Origin of the sequence: Virgibacillus halodenitrificans, assembly GCF_001878675.1 — a bacterium.
GTDB lineage: Bacteria > Bacillota > Bacilli > Bacillales > Amphibacillaceae > Virgibacillus_Q > Virgibacillus_Q halodenitrificans.
Map to the genome: position 1 here is coordinate 2,010,244 of NZ_CP017962.1, position 22,710 is coordinate 2,032,953.

The 22,710-nt window shown below is 36.6% G+C and carries 21 protein-coding genes; all 21 read right to left on the reverse strand.

Going from position 1 to position 22,710, the window contains the following annotated elements:
* Window positions 1–103 precede the first annotated feature (103 nt).
* Entirely contained in the window at window positions 104–1,057 is a 954-nt protein-coding gene (locus BME96_RS10545; RefSeq protein WP_019375488.1) for an ABC transporter permease, read from the reverse strand.
* A complete protein-coding gene (locus BME96_RS10550) occupies window positions 1,058–2,107 on the reverse strand; it encodes an ABC transporter permease (RefSeq protein ID WP_019375487.1) in 1,050 nt (349 codons plus the stop codon).
* Window positions 2,094–3,635, reverse strand: a complete 1,542-nt coding sequence (locus BME96_RS10555; RefSeq protein WP_071649051.1) for an ABC transporter ATP-binding protein — start codon at window positions 3,633–3,635, stop codon at window positions 2,094–2,096. The genes BME96_RS10550 and BME96_RS10555 overlap by 14 nt, the downstream gene beginning before the upstream one ends.
* Window positions 3,636–3,843: 208 nt before the next feature.
* Window positions 3,844–4,953 carry a BMP family lipoprotein gene (locus tag BME96_RS10560; protein ID WP_071649052.1) on the reverse strand — a complete coding sequence of 370 codons (1,110 nt, stop codon included), beginning with the start codon at window positions 4,951–4,953 and terminating at the stop codon, window positions 3,844–3,846.
* A gap of 120 nt (window positions 4,954–5,073) precedes the next feature.
* On the reverse strand, window positions 5,074–5,799 hold the full coding sequence (locus BME96_RS10565; RefSeq protein ID WP_019375484.1) for a GntR family transcriptional regulator: 726 nt from the start codon (window positions 5,797–5,799) through the stop codon (window positions 5,074–5,076).
* A gap of 344 nt (window positions 5,800–6,143) precedes the next feature.
* Window positions 6,144–8,429, reverse strand: a complete 2,286-nt coding sequence (locus tag BME96_RS10570; RefSeq protein WP_071649053.1) for a DNA translocase FtsK — start codon at window positions 8,427–8,429, stop codon at window positions 6,144–6,146.
* A 122-nt stretch (window positions 8,430–8,551) separates the two neighbouring features.
* Window positions 8,552–8,752: a YlzJ-like family protein gene (locus BME96_RS10575; RefSeq protein WP_019375482.1), complete on the reverse strand. Its 201-nt coding sequence runs from the start codon at window positions 8,750–8,752 to the stop codon at window positions 8,552–8,554.
* Entirely contained in the window at window positions 8,752–9,486 is a 735-nt protein-coding gene (locus BME96_RS10580; protein ID WP_019375481.1) for a ClpP family protease, read from the reverse strand. The genes BME96_RS10575 and BME96_RS10580 overlap by 1 nt, the downstream gene beginning before the upstream one ends.
* Before the next feature lie 367 nt (window positions 9,487–9,853).
* Window positions 9,854–10,717, reverse strand: coding sequence for a 4-hydroxy-tetrahydrodipicolinate synthase (dapA, locus tag BME96_RS10585; RefSeq protein ID WP_019375480.1), 864 nt, complete (start codon window positions 10,715–10,717; stop codon window positions 9,854–9,856).
* Between the two features lie 39 nt (window positions 10,718–10,756).
* Window positions 10,757–11,977, reverse strand: coding sequence for an aspartate kinase (gene dapG / locus BME96_RS10590; RefSeq protein WP_019375479.1), 1,221 nt, complete (start codon window positions 11,975–11,977; stop codon window positions 10,757–10,759).
* Window positions 11,978–11,992: 15 nt separating this feature from the next.
* Window positions 11,993–13,042 carry an aspartate-semialdehyde dehydrogenase gene (locus BME96_RS10595; protein ID WP_071649054.1) on the reverse strand — a complete coding sequence of 350 codons (1,050 nt, stop codon included), beginning with the start codon at window positions 13,040–13,042 and terminating at the stop codon, window positions 11,993–11,995.
* Between the two features lie 64 nt (window positions 13,043–13,106).
* Window positions 13,107–13,697, reverse strand: coding sequence for a dipicolinate synthase subunit B (gene dpaB / locus BME96_RS10600; protein ID WP_019375477.1), 591 nt, complete (start codon window positions 13,695–13,697; stop codon window positions 13,107–13,109).
* A gap of 38 nt (window positions 13,698–13,735) precedes the next feature.
* Window positions 13,736–14,614: a dipicolinic acid synthetase subunit A gene (gene dpaA, locus BME96_RS10605; protein ID WP_071649055.1), complete on the reverse strand. Its 879-nt coding sequence runs from the start codon at window positions 14,612–14,614 to the stop codon at window positions 13,736–13,738.
* Between the two features lie 254 nt (window positions 14,615–14,868).
* Window positions 14,869–15,111 carry a YlmC/YmxH family sporulation protein gene (locus BME96_RS10610; RefSeq protein WP_019375475.1) on the reverse strand — a complete coding sequence of 81 codons (243 nt, stop codon included), beginning with the start codon at window positions 15,109–15,111 and terminating at the stop codon, window positions 14,869–14,871.
* A 287-nt stretch (window positions 15,112–15,398) separates the two neighbouring features.
* Window positions 15,399–16,622, reverse strand: coding sequence for a M16 family metallopeptidase (locus BME96_RS10615; RefSeq protein ID WP_071649056.1), 1,224 nt, complete (start codon window positions 16,620–16,622; stop codon window positions 15,399–15,401).
* 34 nt (window positions 16,623–16,656) lie between these two features.
* On the reverse strand, window positions 16,657–17,601 hold the full coding sequence (locus tag BME96_RS10620; RefSeq protein ID WP_071649057.1) for a polysaccharide deacetylase family protein: 945 nt from the start codon (window positions 17,599–17,601) through the stop codon (window positions 16,657–16,659).
* A gap of 132 nt (window positions 17,602–17,733) precedes the next feature.
* The gene (locus BME96_RS10625) at window positions 17,734–19,848 is read right to left on the reverse strand and encodes a polyribonucleotide nucleotidyltransferase (protein ID WP_019375745.1); all 2,115 of its coding nucleotides are present in this window, start codon (window positions 19,846–19,848) and stop codon (window positions 17,734–17,736) included.
* A 129-nt stretch (window positions 19,849–19,977) separates the two neighbouring features.
* Window positions 19,978–20,247: a 30S ribosomal protein S15 gene (gene rpsO / locus BME96_RS10630; RefSeq protein WP_019375744.1), complete on the reverse strand. Its 270-nt coding sequence runs from the start codon at window positions 20,245–20,247 to the stop codon at window positions 19,978–19,980.
* Between the two features lie 139 nt (window positions 20,248–20,386).
* Window positions 20,387–21,325, reverse strand: coding sequence for a bifunctional riboflavin kinase/FAD synthetase (locus BME96_RS10635; protein WP_071649058.1), 939 nt, complete (start codon window positions 21,323–21,325; stop codon window positions 20,387–20,389).
* A 21-nt stretch (window positions 21,326–21,346) separates the two neighbouring features.
* Window positions 21,347–22,237: a tRNA pseudouridine(55) synthase TruB gene (gene truB, locus BME96_RS10640; protein WP_071649059.1), complete on the reverse strand. Its 891-nt coding sequence runs from the start codon at window positions 22,235–22,237 to the stop codon at window positions 21,347–21,349.
* 77 nt (window positions 22,238–22,314) lie between these two features.
* Window positions 22,315–22,656 carry a 30S ribosome-binding factor RbfA gene (gene rbfA, locus BME96_RS10645; RefSeq protein WP_019375741.1) on the reverse strand — a complete coding sequence of 114 codons (342 nt, stop codon included), beginning with the start codon at window positions 22,654–22,656 and terminating at the stop codon, window positions 22,315–22,317.
* Window positions 22,657–22,710 lie beyond the last annotated feature (54 nt).

Consider the following 22,710-nt stretch of genomic DNA (forward strand, 5'->3'; position numbering starts at 1 on the left):
TAGGCTTACTTATCTTATTCTGCACATATCTTCCATTTATAATCCATTATAAAACAAAAAAAACTGACTTGCTATAATTACATAGCAAGTCAGTAAGAAATCATTATCTGCTTCCTTTAATATATGGTTCTCCATTCGCTCGGGGTGCTTCTGCTCGCCCTATAAAACCTGCTAAAGCAAGTATTGTAAGTACATAAGGTGCTATTAACAAGAACACCTGGGGAACATCCTGCAATACAGGAATCCCTCCACTTACTACACTCAGGCTTTGTGCTAAACCAAAGAAAAGAGCAGCACCCATAGCACCGAGTGGATGCCATTTTCCGAATATTACAGCCGCAAGTGCCATGAATCCTTGCCCCACTATAGTCGAATGAGAAAAGTTAGACACAATGGTTAACGCAAATACAGATCCACCTAAGCCACCTAATGCTCCAGAAAGAATAACAGCAATATACCTCATACGATATACATTAATACCATTTGTATCCGCAGCCATCGGATGTTCACCAACCGCTCGAAGTCTTAAACCAAATGGAGTACGATATAATACATACCATGCTATAAAAGCAAAAATAATAGCGATGTATGATGTTACATATATTCCCTGGAAGAAGATAGGCCCGATAATTGGAATGTCTGCGAGAATAGGAATGTCCGTTCTAAAGAACGGTTCAGATACCATATCTGTCTGCCCTTTACCATACCATTGTTTTGTTAAGTAAACTCCAATACCCAAAGCTAACATGTTGATTGCTACACCACTTACAACCTGATTAGCTCTAAACGATACGGAAGCTACCGCATGAATAATAGAAAATATGGCGCCGATGAATGTAGCAACAATAATGGATACCCATGGGGTCCATGATCCAAAAACATCCGCAAAGGTTAGGTTAAAAACAATTCCTACAAAAGCTCCCATAACCATTAACCCTTCCAAGCCTATATTAACAACACCGGATCGTTCACTAAATACTCCGCCTAATGCTGTAAAAATTAATGGAGCTGAAAAGAATAAAACTGTCGGGATCAGTGATTGTAAAATATCAATCATTTATTTCCCCTCCTTTTTAAAGCGAAGTAAGAACCAGCGAATTATATAGCTAGATGCGACAAAGAAAATAATTAGTGCGATTATAATGTCAACTAATTCAGTAGGAACACCAGCACTAGTTGGCATTTGACCGGCCCCTTCCTTAAGAACCCCAAAGAGAATTGCCGCCAAAACAACACCTAAAGCATTATTTGATCCAAGTAACGCAACAGCAATCCCGTCAAACCCAAGATTTGTAAAACCAGACATAACAGATATCGTGCCATACGTACCTACACCTTCCATCGCTCCCGCAAGCCCAGCAAAAGCGCCTGAAATTACCATTGATAGAATAATATTCTTACTAACATTCATACCTGCATATCTAGAAGCATGTTGATTAAAACCAACCGCTTTCAGTTCATAACCAATCGTTGTACGTTGAACAATAAACCACATAATTATTGCAGCAAACAAAGCTACAAGAATTCCATAGTGCATCCTTGAGAAAAACGTCAATGTCTGCAACCATTCTGAAGCTAAAGAAGCTGTTGCTGGTATGGCTTCTGTTGTTGTTTCTTGCTCAGTTAGAACATTACGAATAATTTCGTTCGTTATAAATAAAGCAATATAGTTCATCATAATTGTTACAATAACTTCATGAACTCCTAATTTAGCTTTTAGTAGCCCTGGAACGAAACCCCAAAGAGCTCCAGCAAGCATTGCAACAATTAAAACAAGAGGTAAATGTAAAATCATAGGCGCATCTACTGCTAATCCTACCCATACAGCGGCAAGCCAGCCAACAATTACCTGTCCTTCGGCACCTATGTTAAATAACCCGGACCGGAAGGCAAACGCAACAGCCAACCCAGTTAAAATTAATGGAGTAATTCTTCTGATCGTTTCCCCGATCGTAAATGCATCACCAAAAGCGCCATTCCATAAAGCTGCATACCCTTCAATGGGGCTATAGCCTGAGACTAGCATAATAATTGCACCCGCAAGTAATCCAAGTAATACGGAAATTACTGGAACCAAGATTCCAAATAGTCTATTATTCTGAGTCATTATGCACACCCGCCTCACTTAGTTGACTACCTGCCATTAAGAGACCCAATTGCTGCTCATTTGTGTTTTCCGGAGTAACATTCGCAACAATTTTTCCATCGAACATAACAGCAATACGATCACTAACATCCATAATTTCATCCAATTCAAAAGATACGAGTAAAATTGCTTTTCCTTTATCCCGTTCTTCAATCAGCTTTTTGTGGATAAATTCAATTGCACCTACATCCAAGCCTCTGGTAGGCTGTGCAGCTATTAATAAATCAGGTGATCGATCTACTTCTCTTCCAATAATAGCTTTTTGCTGATTACCACCAGAAAGCGCGCGAGCAAGAGTGGATGCACTCGGAGTTCTCACATCATATTCTTTAATTAAACTTTCAGCCTTATCATATACTTCTTTAAAATTAAGAACAGTAGCTTTGGAGTAAGGCTTCTTATAATAGGTTTGTAGTACCATATTTTCTGCAACGGGATAATCTAAGACTAACCCATATTTATGTCGATCCTGGGGTATGTGACCAAGCCCACTTTCAGTAACTTTTCGTGGATTAAGGTTGGTAATGGATTTATTATTTAACTTAATTGATCCAGAATTCGCCTTTCTTAGTCCGGTAATTGCCTCAATCAACTCAGATTGACCATTCCCGTCTACCCCAGCAATACCTACAATCTCACCTGCTTTTACCTCGAGATTTAAACCTTTAACCAAATCTACTTTTCTAGCATCCTTAACAAATAAATTCTCTATTTCCAGAATGGTTTGACCTGGTACTGCTTTCTTTTTCTCTGTATGGAAGCTTACTTCCCGACCAACCATAAGAGATGCCAGCTCATTTGTAGTGGTGTCTTTAATATTTACTGTACCAATACCTTTTCCTTTACGGATAACTGTACAACGATCGCAAACCTCCATAATTTCTTTTAATTTATGGGTAATTAAAATGATTGACTTCCCTTCCTTGATTAAAGAACGCATAATTTCGATCAATTCATTTATTTCCTGTGGAGTAAGAACTGCTGTAGGTTCGTCAAAAATAAGCACCTCTGCTCCTCTATACAGTGTTTTAAGAATTTCAACCCGTTGTTGCATCCCCACGGAAATATCACTAATTTTAGCGGTTGGATCAACTTTTAATCCATAGCGATCTGATAATTCCTGAATTTCGCGTTCCGCTTTTTTAATATTTATTTTCCCTGATTTGGTAGTCGGTTCGCTGCCCAATATAATATTTTGAGTAACAGTAAATGGTTCAACTAACATAAAGTGTTGATGCACCATTCCGATTCCATAATCATTGGCAATATTTGGGTTCGTGATATTCACTTTTTGACCTTTAACACGAATCTCACCTTGCTCAGGTTGATATAAACCGAATAACACATTCATTAAAGTAGATTTCCCAGCACCATTTTCACCTAATAAGGCATGAATTTCACCTTGCTTCACTTGAACAGTTATATTGTCATTTGCTACTATACCCGGAAACTCTTTACGTATATTTAGCATTTCTATTACATAATCCATAATTACTCCCCCCTCTTAACACATTCATTTCATTTGTCTTTTTTGCACTATTTAAGTATTTACTAAAATCACCAAATGAAAAGAACAACAAGCAATTATTCTCTTCAGTTGAAAATTTAGTTAGAAAAGGATGGAAAGGCTGGTATTCCCAGCCTTCCACATTTTTACATAATAGATGTAAAAGATTACTATTTTTACTACCTAACTATTACAGTGAATCAATAAAGCCTTTTAATTCTTCATGTGTTTGAGGAACTTCCACATCACCGTTTAGAATTTTCTCTTTCCACTCATTTACGGAATCAACTATTTCCTTAGTCATGGCATCCTCATTTGTTGTTGCAACATTAATTGCGTCTTCTTCCAGACCGAATTCAAGCTTTTCTCCACCTGGGAATTCTCCGTTCATTGCCTGTTCAGTAACATTTTTAACTGCAACGTCCACACGTTTAACCATTGATGTAAGAGTTACATTATGGTCACCGATTTGCCCTTCTTCATGCTGGTCACGGTCTACACCGATTACCCAAATTTTGCGTTCAGGATCATTTTGCTTAATGTCTTTAGCTTCATTAAATACCCCGTTTCCAGTTCCACCAGAAGCATGATAGATAATATCAATTCCATTGTTATACATATTTGAAGCAATTATCTTACCCTTTGCAGGATCACCAAATGACTCAGCATACTCTACTTCCACTTCAATGTCTGGATTTACAGATTTTGCTCCTGCAATAAACCCTGATTCGAATTTGTTAATTAATGGAGAATCTACTCCCCCTACAAATCCTAATTTATTTGTTTCTGTTTTTTGGGCAGCTGCAACACCGACTAGAAATGAGCCAATATGTTCTTTAAAAGTGATACTTACTGCATTATCTGCTTCTATTGTGTCATCCACTAGTGCAAAATGTGTCTCTGGATATTGTTTAGCAACTTTTTGTAAGTCTTCTTTCAATTCAAAACCAATACCAAAAATTAAATCATATTCATCACGGATTAAACGGTTAAGGTTTGGAATATAGTCAGCTTTTTCATTTGATTGAGCATAGTCAAAACCATTACCTTTCTCAAGACCGTTTTCTTTTCCCCACTCTTGCAAACCTTCCCAAGCAGATTGGTTAAATGATTTATCATCCACCCCACCAATATCTGTTACCATAGCTGCACTAAAGTCTTCATTTGCAGCTTCTTTCGAAGATCCGCTGTCTCCACCACTTTCTTTTTCTTCCTTATCGGAACCGCTTCCACAAGCAGCAAGAACCATAGATAGTCCAAGCAATAATGCAAATAATAAAATAAATTTACGATTTTTCATTTTCTAACCCCCACTATAAATGTTTTGTAATAAAATTAATTCCTTGTAAATCGCTTTATGCGTTGGTCATCACCTCCTAAAAAATATATGAAAACCTTTTCATTATCGCCCTGAAAAGAACTAAGTTCTTTTTCTCAATACATGAAAACTAAAATAGTCAGGTCTGAAATAATTGGCTGAATACAATACAGGTTCATCTTCGTTTGTGTAATGCATTTGTTTTAGCAGCAGTAAAGATTGCTCCGGATCACAATTTAAAATATCATAAATTCGATCATGATACCCAATTGGTTCTATATAAGTAACGGCATAGGCAATTCGCTTCCCTGCGTATTCTTCCATTAATTGAAATAGTGAATCCTCTTTATGTACTCTATCTAATGGAATCAAATGTTCAGGGACTTTATCAATACAGAATACAACCGGTGTATTATCAGCTGTACGCACCCTTTCTATTTTCGCAAGCGTTTCTACTTTTTTCGGATGGAATTTTTCGCGTTCTTCTTCTGTAGGACTCACAAACTCAGTTGTTAGGTATTGAGACCCAGCATGTTTTCCTGATTGTTCAATCATATATGTAACGCTATTCAATTGTTCAATTCCTGAGGAGAATATTGGCTTAGGATTAACAAAGGTACCAACACCATGTCTTCTAGTTACAATATTGTCTTCCTCCATAATTCGCAATGCCTCACGTAAAGTTGCACGAGACACCCCTAGTAGCTTAGACAGCTGGAATTCAGAAGGAAGCTTTTCTTTTTCCTTATATTTACCATTTTCAATATCTCGTTTTACTTGATCGATCACTTGTAAGTATAAGTGCCGTGAATCCATCTTAATTGACATAAAATCCCCCCTTTTTTCTCTGGTTAATTTACCAGACATCTGACTTCTGACGTTCGACTGTTTGTCTGTCATAAATATATCATTATTATAAAAATAAATAAATAGCTATAGGACATTTTCCTCAAAAATATTTGGACAAATTCCGAATTTTTTATGAAAAACAGGCAAAAAGCATGATTTTCTTCCTTCATTCATAAGAAAAAACCGAACCAGCATGCTTTAAAAACATGAATCGGTTCGATTTTTTGTAGATAAAATTGTTCAGTTATTCATATTCAATATTCATAAAATCTTTATTATTTAAATGCCAGGAACAAAGCTGAGGGTATAAACTTGTTCTTATTCTAGGATGTTTGTTCTTCTGTTGCCTGAGTAACCAGAACTGTTCTTGGTTTACTGCCTTCATATGGACCGACAATCCCTCTATCTTCCATTGCATCTATTAATCTTGCAGCCCTCGTATAGCCTACACGAAAGCGCCTTTGTAACATAGATACACTAGCGCTTTGCATTTCAGTTACGAGCTGAACTGCTTCCTCATATAATTCATCATCCACTTCTTCTTTTACTTCACTAGTTTCTTCTGGAATCATTTCCTCCTGATATGAAGCTTTCTGTTGATCGATACAATGATCAACTATTCGTTCTACTTCCTCATCAGATAAGAATGCACCTTGAACTCGTACTGGCTTTGAGGTACCAACAGGCATAAACAGCATGTCTCCTCTTCCTAAAAGTTTTTCCGCCCCACCTGAATCCAGTATTGTGCGTGAATCCGTTTGTGAAGAGACACTAAACGCTATTCTGGAAGGAATATTTGCCTTAATAACGCCAGTAATAACGTCTACTGAAGGACGTTGTGTCGCTATAATAAGATGAATCCCCGCCGCACGGGCCATTTGTGCCAATCTGGTAATGGCATCTTCAACGTCATTTGATGCAACCATCATCAAGTCTGCTAATTCATCTACTAGTACGACAATATAAGGAAGATTTGGTTGTTCTTCGTCTGTAGTCTGATTATATTTACGGATATACTCATTATATCCTTCAATATTACGTGTGCCAGTGTCAGAGAATAATTCATATCTCCTTTCCATCTCGGAAACAACCTTTTTTAAAGCTCTTGAAGCTTTTTTCGGATCAGTTACTACAGGAGCCAAAAGATGTGGAATTCCGTTGTAAACATTTAGTTCCACTTTTTTCGGATCAATCATCATCATTTTTACCTCATGCGGTTTAGTGCGCATAAGTATGGTGGTTATTATTCCATTTACACAAACACTTTTACCACTACCTGTTGCTCCAGCTATTAATAGATGTGGCATTTTATTAAGTTCGGCCACAATTGCTTCTCCAGAAATATCTCTTCCTAATGCAAATAATAGTTTTGATTTAAGATTGTTCATTGAATTATCAAGTACTTCTCGTAAAGATACCATAGCAATTTCTTGATTTGGGACTTCAATTCCTACAGCTGATTTCCCCGGTATAGGCGCCTCAATACGTATATCCTTAGCTGCCAAAGCTAAAGCGAGATCGTCATGCAGGCTGACAATTTTACTTACTTTCACACCTGCTTCCGGATATATTTCATATTTGGTAACTGCAGGACCTACATTTACTTTAGTTACACGAGCCTTCACACCAAAACTTTGAAATGTTTTCTCCAGCTTCTTAACAGTTGCCTGAATTTGAGACTTCTCATTTTGCTGTGAATTATGTGATGGCTCAGCCAACAATTTAGGGGAAGGCAACTCATATTCGTAGTTTTCTACTTCCGTCATTGGCAAATGTTCGATTGGATCTTCCTTCGCTAAGTCCTCTGTCTTGTTAACTGAATCTTGTTCAATTTCTTGTTTTTCCGGCATTTCTTTTTCAATCTCTTGATAAGAATATGCTGTATCTGTAAAATCCTGAATAACAGGCTCTTCTTTTTCATCATATGTGCTTTCCATACCCATTTTCTCATTTTCAGTTTTCGTTTTCTTTGTCTCTCTATTTGCTATCTTTCTTTCTTTCCAGCCATTACGAATAGTAGATAGTTTAGATGAGAACTTTTTAAGTAATTTTGAAGAAAAATCACCTAATGAAAATTCCGTCATATATATTATACCGATAATAATAGAAAATGAAGCAACAATCTTCGCTCCTACAAGGGAGAAGAGATAATAACTAAACATAAACAGAATAGCGCCAATCATTCCACCACCTAAGGCTGCGGCATTACCTTCTTCATTAATAAATGCTATAAAGTGCTCCCAAGTCATTGCTAAAATTGATACATTTTCATTAACTAACAATCTATCAAATGTTTGAATATGAGTCATTAATAAAATACCAATAAATAAAATATAGAAACCGATAAGCTTTTTGTTAAAAAAATCAGGGTACTTTCTTTTAATTACTAAAAGCAAACCCGTAATCATCAGAAATATCGATGCTACAAAATACCATATACCAAGAAAGAATCTAAAAAAATATTCCAGTCCACCTGGTATTGCTCCGTCACTAATTGCGCTTGCTCCACTACCGAATATTGCCAAAAAAATAAAAAGCAGCCCAAGTAATTCTAGCTTTAGCTGTTTTTTTATTTTATTGCTCTTTTTCTTGCGTCTTTTTTTCGCCATTCTTTCTCACCTCTGTTAACAAACTTTGCTAAAGCCGGAAACCCTTGCCGTGTAAGGCAAGGGTTATTAAATCCATTTTAATTATATCATAAATAAAGTGTACAACTAGATTATATAGGTATTTAAGGTAAAATTCTCCCAGGTGTGAATTTATCATCTAGAAAATCCTGTGGGTCTGTAGATAATAACTGTACCAGTTGATATCGTCCTTCTGCAGTTTTATCCACACAGATTGATCTGCCTTCATAGGTAATATATTCTCTATTTGTATTTTCTTCCTCTGGAAAAATTTCTTCTTGTGTTAAAGGTGTATATAAGATCATTATTGAATCACCTGTTTTCCAGTTTCGTTCGTCTGTCCTATTAATTCATTTAGCTTGGCCATCGCTTCTTTCACACCGCCAACACCGTCAATTAATCCATAATCTACTGCATCTGCACCAACAACATTTGTACCAATATCTCTCGTTAAATTACCTTTTGCAAACATCAAATCTTTAAACTTTTCTTCCTTAATATTTGAATGATTAATAACAAAATTAATTACTCTGTCTTGCATTTTATCCAAATACTCAAATGTTTGCGGTACGCCAATTACTAATCCTGTAAGCCTAACTGGGTGAATGGTCATCGTTGCTGTAGGAGCTATAAAAGAATGATCTGTTGCCACAGCTATAGGTACTCCAATCGAATGGCCTCCTCCAAGTACAATAGATACGGTCGGTTTAGAGATGGAAGCAATCATCTCAGCCAGTGCTAAACCCGCCTCGACATCGCCCCCTACTGTATTTAGTAGTATAATCATTCCTTCAATTTTTGGGTTTTGCTCAATCGCAATCAATTGAGGTAGCAAATGCTCATACTTCGTTGTTTTATTTTGTGGTGGTAGTTGTATATGTCCTTCTACCTGTCCAATAATCGATAGTACATGGATATTGGAATCTGGGGCAGCAGGAATGTTAGATTGTCCCAGCTGCTGAATTTTTTGCACAATAGAGGAAGAGTTTGCTTGCTGATCTTGGTTTTGGTCTTCCTTTTTTTCATCTTCTTTATTCATTAGTATGCACATCCTTTATTGAGTCTCTAGCCATAGTATGAGCATATTTAGGGAGGTACATGCATAAGAATAGCGGAAGCAGCTAAAACAGAAGAGAGAAACTCAGGATATGTAATGCAATCATGCATAACTACTATTTATATGGGATTACTTTTCCATTACAGTCTTGATTTCCCACGTATAATCTTGTGCAATAAATTATGAACTTAGAGAGTGAGTTTCTAAACTTATTTAAATTGGATATTTACATTACAATCAAGGTTATTGGAAGTTTATCTATTTGTTGAATCATTGGCAGCTCCAGCATATATTAGAAGCGTTAAAAAACCGACTAAAATAGCCGGTTTTTTTGTTATCACTTTTTGTATTAACTAAAATAGCTTTGCAACTTCTCCTCTTCTTCCTTTGAAAGTTCAGTTAAAGGCAATCTAACCCTTCCAGTCTCTATTCCTTTCAAACGTAAAGCAGATTTAACCGGAGCGGGAGAAGGAGCCATAAACATTGCTTTCATGGTTGGAAGGAGTTTCCGATGAATGGATGCTGCTTCTTTTATATTTCCTTGATGAAACTGAGATGCCATTTCTTGCATTTTCTCTCCTGCCACATGAGATACAACAGAGACCACTCCGATGGCTCCCAGAGATAGTAATGGAAGTGTCATACTATCTTCTCCACTATAAAAACTGAAATCATCTTCTGTTTTTTCAATAACGGTTGCAGCTAGTTCCATATCCCCTGTTGCATCTTTAATGGAGACTATCCCTGGGACTTTACTTAATTGAACAATTGTATCGGCAGTCATTTTAACAACGGATCTGCCAGGAATATTATATAGCATGATTGGCAAATCTGTTATTTTAGCAATTGCAGAAAAGTGTTCAACCATCCCTTGCTGACTCGGTTTGTTATAGTAAGGTGCTACAAGCATAATCCCATCTACTCCACATGCTTCAGCTTCTTTTGTTAATGAAATTGATGTTGCAGTACTATTGCTTCCTGTTCCAGCAATAACAGGGATACGCTTGTTTACAACTTTTACTACATGTTTAAATAAATCAATTTTTTCGGCTGATGTTAGTGTTGGTGATTCTCCCGTCGTTCCAGCAATTACCAAACCATCTGTTCCGTGTTCAATTAAATACTCAATTAGTTTCGTGGTTTGGTCATAGTCTACTTCACCACGAGGGTTAAATGGTGTTACCATGGCTGTTAAAACACGACCAAAATTCATTCGCTATCACCTTTCTTTAATTAAGAAGCTTGATACACATTAATGCATATTTCCCAATTCAAACACTTCATGTAAAGCATTTACAGCCACCTTTAGATCTTTGTTGTGCACAAGCACCCAAATTGTTGTATGGCTATCAGCGGATTGAAGTATTTGGACATTCGAATCTGTTAGAGATTGAACTATTTTTGAAGCAACCCCTGGCACCCCAGTCATACCCGCTCCCACAGCAGAAACTTTAGCACAATTTGCAGTAGTTTCCGGCTGGAAGCCTAATGTCTCTAAGATTCGAACAGCTTTTTCTGCAAACATATCTGCAACGGTATAAATTACCCCTGTGGGTGATATATTTATAAAATCAACAGAAATTCCTGCCTCCGCCATTGCTTTAAACACATCCGACTGAAGACGAAATCCATTTTCTTTTGAATGTACACGAATTTGAGTGAGCGATGAAATATGAGCAATTCCTGTAATCAGCCGTTCAGAAACGTCCGTTCCCTTATCAAGCACTCTGGAAGAAGTTACCAAGGTCCCGTTTTCTTCGGAATAAGTTGATCTTACCCTCATCGGTATCTTTGCTTGCATAGCAATCTCCACTGCTCTTGGGTGAACTACCTTTGCACCTTGATATGCTAAATTGCATATTTCGGTATAGGTGACTACATCAATAGGTCTTGCTGACTCAACAACCCGTGGGTCAGCTGTCATAATTCCGTTAACGTCAGTAAAAATTTCTATACGTTCTGCAGCCAATGTAGCACCTAAGGCAGCTGCAGTAGTATCACTACCCCCTCTGCCTATAGTAGTAATTTCTCCTGATCTAGTTTGACCTTGAAAACCAGCAACCACTACAACGTCTTTGGTTTCCAATTCAGTTGCAACCCGTGACGGGTCAACTTCAATTATTTTAGCTTGATTATAATCTTCTGTTGTAATGAAACCGGCTTGAGCCCCTGTTAATGCTGTAGCTGCGACATGATTTTTCTGAAGTTCATTAGATAAAACCACAGAAGAAATCACCTCTCCGCAGGAAAGTAATAAATCAATTTCCCTGTTGGAATTATAATTCGCAGGAAAATCAACTAGACTCAGTAATGTGTCTGTAGCATATGGATCTGGTTTTCTGCCCAATGCAGAGACAACCACTACTACTTTATATCCTTCAACTAATGCATCCTTAATATGCCTAATTACATGTTCCCTGTTCTCCTCAGACTGAACAGAAGTTCCACCAAATTTTTGAACTACTACCTGCATAATAAAACACCTCTATTATTTTAACCAGTTATTCTTAATCAATGTTTCTGCGATTTGTACTGTATTTAATGCAGCACCTTTCATCAAATTATCAGATACGACCCAGAGATGGAAGCCTCGGTCATTATCCAGATCTTTTCTAACACGCCCGACAAATACTTCCTCCCTCTCTGCTGCACTTAACGGGGTAGGATATGTTTGGGTAGCAGGATCATCCTCTAATAATACACCTTCTGCATTTCTTAATTCATTCCATAAGTCCGCCACATGCACACCGTCTTTAGCCAACTCTATATATACACTTTCTGCATGGGAAGTAAAGAACGGAAGTCGAACACACGTTGCAGCAACCGATAGATCAGTCTGGTGTAAAATCTTTTTAGTTTCATTGATCATTTTCATTTCTTCAAAGGTATAGCCATTTTCTTGAAATACATCAATTTGCGGAAGTGCGTTGAAAGCAATTGGATAATGCTTCTTATCACCTTTAACAGGCAGAATCTCCGCTTCCATTGTACCCTTTTCAAAAAAGTCTTTTGATTGTTTTTCTAATTCTTTATTTGCTTGTGCCCCTGCACCTGATACGGCCTGATAAGTTGATACGATAATTCGTTCTATTCCATAAGCTTTTTGGATTGGCTTTAATGCTGCTACCATTTGAATGGTTGAACAATTTGGATTTGCTATAATTCCCTGATGCTCTTTCAAGTCTTCCTTGTTTACTTCTGGAACTACTAGAGGCACATTTTCATCCATTCGAAAAGCACTTGTATTATCTATTACTACCGCACCATGTTTCACAGCTTCGGGAGCAAGTTTTTTGGATATAGCTCCACCTGCTGAAAATAATGCGATATCAATATCTTTAAAACTGTCAGGAGTAGCTTCCTCTACGGTTACATTTTCCCCATTAAATATCATTTGCTTTCCAGCTGAACGCTTTGAGGATAATAGTTTTAGTTGTTTTACCGGAAATTCCTTTTCTTCTAATAAGCGCATAATTTTTTGACCTACTGCACCCGTTGCTCCCAATATTGCTACATTGTATAATTCTTTTTGTGACATCCTCGGTTCTCCCTTCTATTCTCCTTTATATAAAATTGCTTCTAATTTTTAATTTTATCATAGTTTAATCATGATGAGGAACAATAACTGGTTGAAGTTGTTTAAATTGAAGGGCAGACTCTACTGTTTCACTTAATAAATCCATTTTAGCTACAAGGGAGTTAGGCTTTTTATGTGGATCATCTTGCCCGTAAGGTATAAAATAAATAAATTTACTTGCCATTAATCGCATTAAATTAACCCCATTTAACCCTAAGGCATCATTGGTAGAGATACCCAAAACGACAGGGCTTTGATTTCGCATCGTGGCTTTTGCAGCCATGAGCACAGGAGAATCTGTCAGGGCATTTGCCATCTTACTGAGTGAATTTCCTGTTAATGGCGCTATAACCATACAATCAAGCGGATACTTCGGACCAAGTGGTTCAGCTTCCTGCATTGTTGAAATTACAGACTTTCCTGTAATCTTTTCTATCTTGTCAATATGATCTTCAGCATTACCAAATTTAGTATCTGTCGACCTTACCGTATACGTAACAATTGGTACAACCTCTGCTTTTTGCTCCATTAACCTCTCTAATTGAGGAAAAACTTGATCATAGGTACAATGAGACCCAGTGAAACCGAAACCAATACGCTTTCCTTCCAGACTCATACTATATCCCCTCTCTTCTCATTTCTAAACTTACTAAATTACTCATTACTTAATATGAACTGTTTAATAACATCTGCCAGGATTTTACCGGCTGTTTTTGGAGCTACCATACCTGGTAAGCTCGGTGAAAGGATAGCCTTAATACCCCGCTGCTCTGCATAATTGAAATCTGTGCCCCCTGGTTTGGAAGCTAAATCAATTATCAAGGCATTGGAAGGCAATTGTTGAATGCATTGCTTCCCCACTACAGGTGCTGGTATAGTATTAATAATTAAGTCACATGAAGCTGTATAATTAGGTAATTCCTCTAATGGAATGGGGTTTAATCCCATCTCATCAATCCTTGCTAGATCCTTTATACTACTTGCACTTACAGAAACTTTTGCTCCCAGTGCTGAGAATTTATTAGCCACTGTATGACCAACTCTTCCAAAACCAACTACAATAACACGTGAGGAATGAATCGTATAATCAGTATGTTCAATTGCCATCATAATTGTTCCTTCTGCAGTTGGAATTGAATTATATATTGCTACATCATCCCGGTTCAATAAAGCTTCTAAATGGATGTTTGCACTTTTTGTTGCTTCCTTCAGATAGTCATTAGCTATCCCTGTAAAAACCAGGCATGAGCTTTTTAATTTTTTAAACCATTGCTTATTCAAATTTATTTTTTCATCTGAAAAAACTGTATCAACATTTCCCTCCATATCGGTTCCTGTAATTGATAAAATAACAGTATCCAATTTGGAAGGTACTATATCATTAAATTCAATTTGCTGTGAACCTGTGAATCCTTGCGCTAATTTATCAAAACCTACAAGGAAGATGGTTGTTTCATTTAGAGTCTGCAGCTGACGAATTAATTCTAAATATCGTGCATCTCCACCTATTACTGCAATCTGTCTTCGCTCCATTTATATAAACACCCTCCAAACTTTGTGCTTCTGAATTAACTTCTTTATAGCTTATGTGGGTTCGTAATGTTAGTGATTCACATAGTAAAATTCCAACAAAAAAGGCTGATACCCTGTAGAGTAATCAGCCTATTTGACAGTTAATTTAGTTTGTTTTACTTACTTGTTTTAAAAAAGAGCGTGTATTTCCCGAGAATTTCAGAATAGTTTTGTTTGACTAATAACCTTAAGAAATTAACCTGTGATAAAAATACTTATCTAATCTTGTCTGGATCAATAATGATCATGTCATCCCCTATTTTCCTTATTGAATCCCAGCGTATCCTTGTTTCCTCGCCCTCTTTTTTTAGACCGAACCACTTGTAATTAGGAATAATAAAAGATTCAATTTGTCCAGTTTTTTCGTTGATTTCCATATCAGTTTGTCCTAAAATACCCAACCTCGCTCCTTGATTAACATCAACTATTTCTTTCCCACTTATTTCTTTATACCGCATGAAAGATCCACCTCCTTCTTGCCCTTATTTATTTATATATATGCAATAACAATAATACTATTTCAAATGATTCACTGTACCTGTCAATTAACAAAAGAGAGCTTGCTTACCAAACATGTTTTCCAAACCGGTAGTTTAAAGTTAGGTTAATACGGCGTTTATCTATTTTGCGAACCTTTGAATATTCCTCACGTATGTTTTAGAAACTAAAAAATCCGAACTGGTCATATTAATTTATGAATCAGTTCGGATTCTTTCTTAAAAGTTTATTTAGTTATTCCCCAACATTATTGTGGAGCTTCGGGAGCAATAAGTGCTGAAGATGGTGATTGGCTAAAAATCATGTCAATGACCTTTTTAACGGAAAAATGATCTACAGCATCAATTTCCTTGATCATCTCATCAAGTGTTCGATGACGTTGTAAAATTAACTCATTTTTACCGTTTCTGCTCATACGGCTATTTGTACTCTCTAAGCTAAGCACCAAATTTCCTTTGAGTTGCTCTTTGCTATTGATTAACTCCTTATCTGTCAAACCTTGATCTGCAAACTGTTTAATTGCATTATCTATGGTTTCTTCCAGTAATGGCAGCTGTTCCTTCCCCGTTCCTGCATAAATAGTCAATAATCCATTATCCAAAAATGAGGAGTGATAAGAGAATACAGAATATGCAAGCCCCTTCTTTTCCCGCACTTCTTGAAATAAGCGGGAACTCATGCTACCACCCAGTACATTATTCATAATAATTAAACTATAAATATCATTATGGCCAACATCCAGACCATCATAGCCAATACATAGATGGGCTTGTTCTGTATCCTTATGTCTTTTAATTTGCCCATTTACAAAAGACGGCTTGAAAATTGAATATGTTTGGTTGTCATACGTATAATTACCAAAGTGACTTTCAATTTGTTTAATGAAAGAATCATCCACATTGCCAGCTACAGATACAACAACATTCTCAGGTATATAATGTTTTCGAATATAATCTCTTAATGTATCAGGAGCAAATGTTTTAAGCTGCTTTTCTGTCCCTAATATAGGATAACCAAGTGGATGTTCACCATATGAAGCTCGTGCCAACAGATCATGGATGATATCATCTGGAGTGTCTTCATACATTTTTATTTCTTCATAGACTACTTTCTTTTCTCGTTCCATCTCTTCTTCATCAAATTGCGAGTTGAAGAACATATCAGAAAGTATTTCCAATGCATATTCTTTGTGAGTATCTAATACTTTTGCATAGAAGCAAGTATATTCTTTTGAAGTAAATGCGTTTACTTGACCTCCTATAGAATCAAAAGCCTCTGCAATATCTTGAGCAGTTCTAGTCGCTGTTCCTTTGAAAAACATATGCTCCAAGAAATGTGAGATCCCATTATTGGCTTCCACTTCATTTCTGGATCCTGTTAATACCCAAATACCAATAGTGACGGAACGCACGGAAGGCATAGATTCAGAAACAATTCTTAATCCATTTTTAGCTGTGTGTTTTTCTATCAAAGTGAGTTTCCTCCCAATTTTGTAAGTATACTAATTATCTTTCCTCATTAAGAAGCTTTTCAATCGTACCCAGTTTAAAACCTTTTTGTTTAACTTGTCTTATAAGAGGGCCTATCCCCTCTGCAATTGATTCTGTTGGATGCATAAGAATCGTCGCACCTGGGTGCAATTTATCGTTTACTCGGTTTATCATAACAGATACTGTCGGATTCTTCCAATCAATCGTATCAACTGTCCACAAAATCGTATGCATATTCAAATTATGAGCAGCATCTACCACATGTTGATTATAACTGCCACTTGGAGGAGCAAACCACTTAGGTTCTTCATCTATTATTGCTTTAATAATTTCGTTGGTGCTGGAAATTTGCTCTATATTCTTTTGATTGGAAAGACGAGCCATATCTGGATGATTATACGCATGATTTCCTATTACATGTCCTTGTTCACTAATCATCTTAACTAATTCAGCATTTTCTTTTGCCCATTTTCCCTCAATGAAAAAAGTAGCTTTCACCTTCTCTTTTTTTAGTTCATTCAATATGTCAGGTATATATTCAGCACCCCAGGAAACATTGATGAGAAAAGCAACCATTTCCTTTTCCGGGTGGCCCCGATAAATTGGAGCTGAAGGTAAATCCTCAAGGGATATTTTAGGTGAGGTTTGTTCAAGGCTTAATAAGTTTTCGTCAAATTCACCTGATTCTTTCATATTCCTATAAGATTTTTCGAGGTTCACTTGTAATCCATTTCTCCCTGGAGTTTTTTTCCATACTTTATCAATATACGCATCCTGAGCTTCCTCAGCATAATCACTGCTCTTCTGTAAAATCTCCTGATACAAAGGATCTCTCTTAGCAGTAGTTTGTATCAATTGTTCCCCTTCTCGTTCAGAAAAAGGATTATAATCTAAATTAAAAGAAATTCCAACTACTAATAGAAATAAACAAAATGTAATAAATTGTCTTAAACGGTACACCCCAATCCCCTCCCATATTATATATGTGAGCAATGGACAAGGTATGTATTATAAATTGATATATTAGAACCAATTTTCTTTAATTAAAAAGCAAAAAAGAAACTGGTTAACCAGCTTCCTTTTAAAAAGATGTTATGAATTTTCTTTTTCTTTTCTTTCTCTTTCTTCTTTTAATACAGCTTTACGGGATAAATTAACTCTACCCTGATTATCAACTTCTTTAACTTTAACAAGAATCTCATCTCCAATAGAGACTACATCCTCTACTTTATTCGTTCTTTCTTCTGCTAATTCAGAAATATGAACTAGACCATCTTTTCCTTTAAACAACTCTACGAATGCTCCAAATTTCTCAATTCGTTTTACTTTCCCAAGATACATTTGACCAGCTTCTACTTCTCTTACTATATCTTCAATGATTTTCTTTGCTTGATCATTCATAGAGGAATCTGTTGAAGAAATAAACACTTTGCCGTCTTGTTCGATATCGATCTTAACTCCAGTTTCTTCAATAATCTTATTAATCTGCTTACCACTTGGTCCTATAACATCTCTAATCTTATCTGGATTAATATTCATTGTTAAAATTTTAGGAGCATATGCTGATAGTTCTTTGTTTGGCTCTTTGATGGTTTCAAGCATAGAATCTAAAATCTGCATACGACCTTTTTTAGCTTGGCTCAGAGCTTCCTTAAGAATTTCCTTAGATAGTCCATCAATTTTTATATCCATCTGTAAGGCAGTAACCCCTTTAGCCGTACCCGCAACCTTAAAGTCCATATCGCCAAGAGCATCTTCCATTCCTTGAATATCTGTCAAAATTGAATAATCTTCACCTGATTTAACTAGCCCCATTGCAATACCAGCAACTGGCGCTTTAATTGGAACCCCTGCGGCCATCATAGCCAAAGTGCTTGCGCAAATACTTGCCTGTGAAGTAGAACCATTGGACTCCAAAACCTCTGACACAAGTCGGATGGTATAAGGAAAATCTTTATCTGATGGCACAACTTTCTCCAACGCACGTTCACCTAATGCTCCGTGGCCAATTTCTCTTCGTCCAGGCCCTCTAATAGGTCCTGTTTCACCAACACTGTATTGTGGGAAATTATAGTGGTGCATAAATCGCTTTGATTCTTCCAAATCTAAACCATCTAGAATTTGAACATCTCCTAAAGCTCCAAGTGTACAAACACTCAATGCTTGAGTTTGTCCCCGGGTGAACAAACCGGATCCATGTGTGCGTGGCAGAATATTAATTCTAGAGGAAAGTGGACGTATTTCATCAATCTTACGACCATCTGGACGAATCTTTTCTTTTGTAATCAGACGACGTACTTCTTCCTTAACCATCTTATCAAGGATTGACTTAACTTGTTTAATTACGCCTTCCTCTTCTTCTTCATAATTCTCAACAACTTCTTTTTTTACATTGCTGATAGCTTCTTCTCTTGCGTGTTTTTCTTTTACTTGTATAGCTGACACAAGCTTGTCCTTAGCTTCTGCTTCAATTTTAGCTGTCAGTTCTTCATCCAACTCAAAAAGGGTCACTTCAGATTTTGCCAATCCTACCGCACGAACAATCTCCTCCTGGAATTCAACCAAACGGATAATTTCCTTATGACCAAACATAATTGCTTCCAGCATCACTTCTTCTGGGACTTCGTTAGCTCCTGCTTCTACCATATTGATTGCATCTTTGGTGCCAGCGACTGTTAAATCAATATCACTTTTTTCCTCTTGTTCTATGGTTGGATTAATAACAAATTCTCCATCAACCCTTCCCACATGCACACCGGCAATTGGTTCTTCGAAAGGAATGTCTGAAATACTAAGTGCGATGGATGAGCCTATCATTGCAGCAATTTCTGATGAGCAATCTTGATCTACACTCATAACCGTGCTGATAACTTGTACTTCATTTCTGAATCCATCCGGAAATAAGGGACGGATCGGTCTATCAATTAACCTGGAAGAAAGAATTGCTTTTTCACTTGGGCGTCCTTCACGTTTAATAAACCCCCCTGGAATCTTTCCTACTGCATAAAGACGTTCCTCATAATTAACGGTTAAAGGAAAGAAAGGCAAATCTTTTGGTTCCTTAGATGCTGTGGCTACTGATAGAACAGCTGTCTCACCATAGTGGATCATACATGCTCCATTAGCTTGCTTTGCTAACTCTCCTACTTCGACAGTAAATTTATTACCGGCAATTTCAGTTGAAAATTGTTTTTTCTCGTCTGCCATTTAAAATAGTGCTCCTTTCAATAAACATTCTATTTTTTATTTTATAGTTTTTAAACCAGAATGTAAATTTTATGTAGTAAAATCAATTATAAACGTATAAAAAAAGCAGGATTCCTCCTGCTTTTGCGATTATCGGCGTAAGCCAAGTCTCTTAATAAGTTCACGATAACGAGTAACGTCTTTATTACGTAGGTAATTAAGTAAGTTACGACGTTTACCAACCATTTTTAACAATCCACGACGTGAATGATGGTCTTTTTTATGAATACGTAAATGTTCGTTTAATGTAGTAATTTCTTCTGTAAGTACAGCAATTTGTACTTCCGGAGAACCTGTGTCATTCTCATGAACCTTGTATTCATTAATAATTTCATTCTTACGTTCCTGTGTGATAGCCATTCGGCCCACCTCCTATATTATAAGTTAGCCCCATTCCCCTAGCAAACGTCGGAGTTACGATCTGCCAAGCGAAGGTTTTACGTTGTCTATCGTACATGTTTTTTCGATTAAATGCAAGAAAAAAATAAATAACTTTCAATTATATCTCGAAATAGTTCCGAATTTTTTTTTCATCCTCAGCAATTTGCTTAACTAAAGCTTCTACATTACTAAATTTAATTTCATCCCTCACAAAACGATACCATTCAATAAGTATAGTTTCGTCATAGATGTCTTTATGGAAATCAAAAATATTCACTTCAACAGAAGGTTTAACCTCTTCTGGAGTAAAAGTTGGTTTTACTCCAAGATTAGCCATACCATAGTATTGCGATTCACCAATTGTGACTTTAACTGCATATACTCCATTTTTCGGTAAAATTGTATCAGAATCCACCTTCATATTTGCAGTAGGATATCCAATCGTTCTCCCTCTTTGATCTCCTTTTATAACAGGGCCTTCAGCAGCTAAAGGCCTACCAAGCAAGTTGCTCGCTTCTTCAACATCCCCAGTTTGCAATAGTTTCCTAATTCTTGTTGAACTTACCTTTTCTTCATCCATTTCCACTTTAGTAATTTTGGTAACAGCAAATTCATTTTCCGCGTGGGCACGAATGGTATCCATATTTCCTTCTCCTTTATGTCCATAGGAAAAGTCAAACCCAGCTACCAAATGTTTTACATTCAGTCCTTTTATAAAATGGTCTATAAAGGTCTGAGGAGCTAATGCAGCCAAATCTTTATTAAACTTAATAATATACAGAATATCAACGCCTAAATCCTTCAAAATTTTCTTTTTTTGTTGTAAAGGTGTAATGTATTTAACATGCTGTACCTTCTTGTTTAAAACAACGGATGGATGAGGATGAAAAGTGATAACTGCACTGTCTATTTTTTCATTTTCAGCTATAGAAACAGCAGTATTAATTACTTTTTGATGTCCTTTATGAATCCCATCAAAAAAGCCAATTGCACTAACTGATGCTGGTTGTTGGTTCCCTGTTAATGTATGAGGATACGTTAATTCAATTACTTTCATCGTTTTCTCACCTGCACTTCTTTATCCTTGAAAAACCCGTACTGGTTTAAGTTGATCAGGTTTCTCTGGATGTTTTTGATAAATAGCTAATAATTCCTCTTCAAAAAGAACAGCGAAAGGATCTGTCTTCATGCTTTGCTCAAATGGAAGCTTTTGTCCATTTTTTACCTTGTTTTTTGTTTCCTCGTCCACATTCATCACATCGAGATGCTGTATACCACATATAATCGGTTTTAGTAACGTATGGTGTGTTTGATCGTCTACCGCCTTTTCTATCATAGCAAAAGTTACACTATTTTTCTTTGAAAAAGCTCCAGTTCTCAGTCTGGTTAAGTCAGCCATGTGCGCAGGGAATCCTAATTTCCTTCCTATATCCACACTTAGTGTACGTATATATGTGCCCTTTGAACATTCCACTTCTATTTTAAATGTTTTGCTTTCTGGATTTGAACCTAAGTATTGTATTCCATATATATATACTTTTCTACTGGGACGTTCAACTTCAATGCCCTCTCGAGCATATTCATATAATTTTTTTCCATTTACTTTCACTGCAGAATACATTGGTGGCACTTGGGTTATGCACCCTTCAAAACCTTGTAGTACAAGATTTATCTCTTCATCTGAAGGTATTTGATTGACCACCACTTTCTCTAGTGGATACCCATGTGAGTCCTCTGTATCTGTAGACATACCAAGACTAATATCTGCAACATACGTTTTTTTCGTGTCGGTCAAAAATGGAACAATTTTTGTGGCTTCACCTATACAAATAGGTAATACTCCTTCTACTTCTGGATCAAGTGTACCTGTATGTCCAACCTTTTTTGTCTTAAATAACTTCCTTATTTTAACAACACAATCATGAGAAGTTAGACCTTTTGGTTTCCATAATGGCAAAATACCGTTCATGCATGCTCATCCTCCACTATTTAAAAGTTTGGATGGAAAAAAATCTGACTCAATAAAAGTCAGATTTTCCGGTCAGACTATTTGTTTAAATCTCGAAGTATTGTCTCAATCCGATTTCCATATTCAAATGCTTCATCAAATTCAAATATAAGCTCAGGTGTTTTTCTTAAGCGAATTCGCTGCCCAATTTCAGAGCGCATAAAACCTTTCGCTTTTGCAAGTCCCAATAATGTATCTTGCTTTTGCTTTTCGTCACCTAAAACAGAAATAAAAACCTTTGCTTGTTGTAAATCCCCGGTGACCTCCACATCAGTTACTGTAACAAATCCAATCCTTGGATCTTTTATCTTACGGGTCAGTATTTCGCCCAATTCTTTTTTCATTTGCTCGGCAACTCTATTTGCTCGCATGTCAGCCATTATGTCTTCACCTCGATTAATAACAAAAGATTACGATTCTAACAATCAACCTGG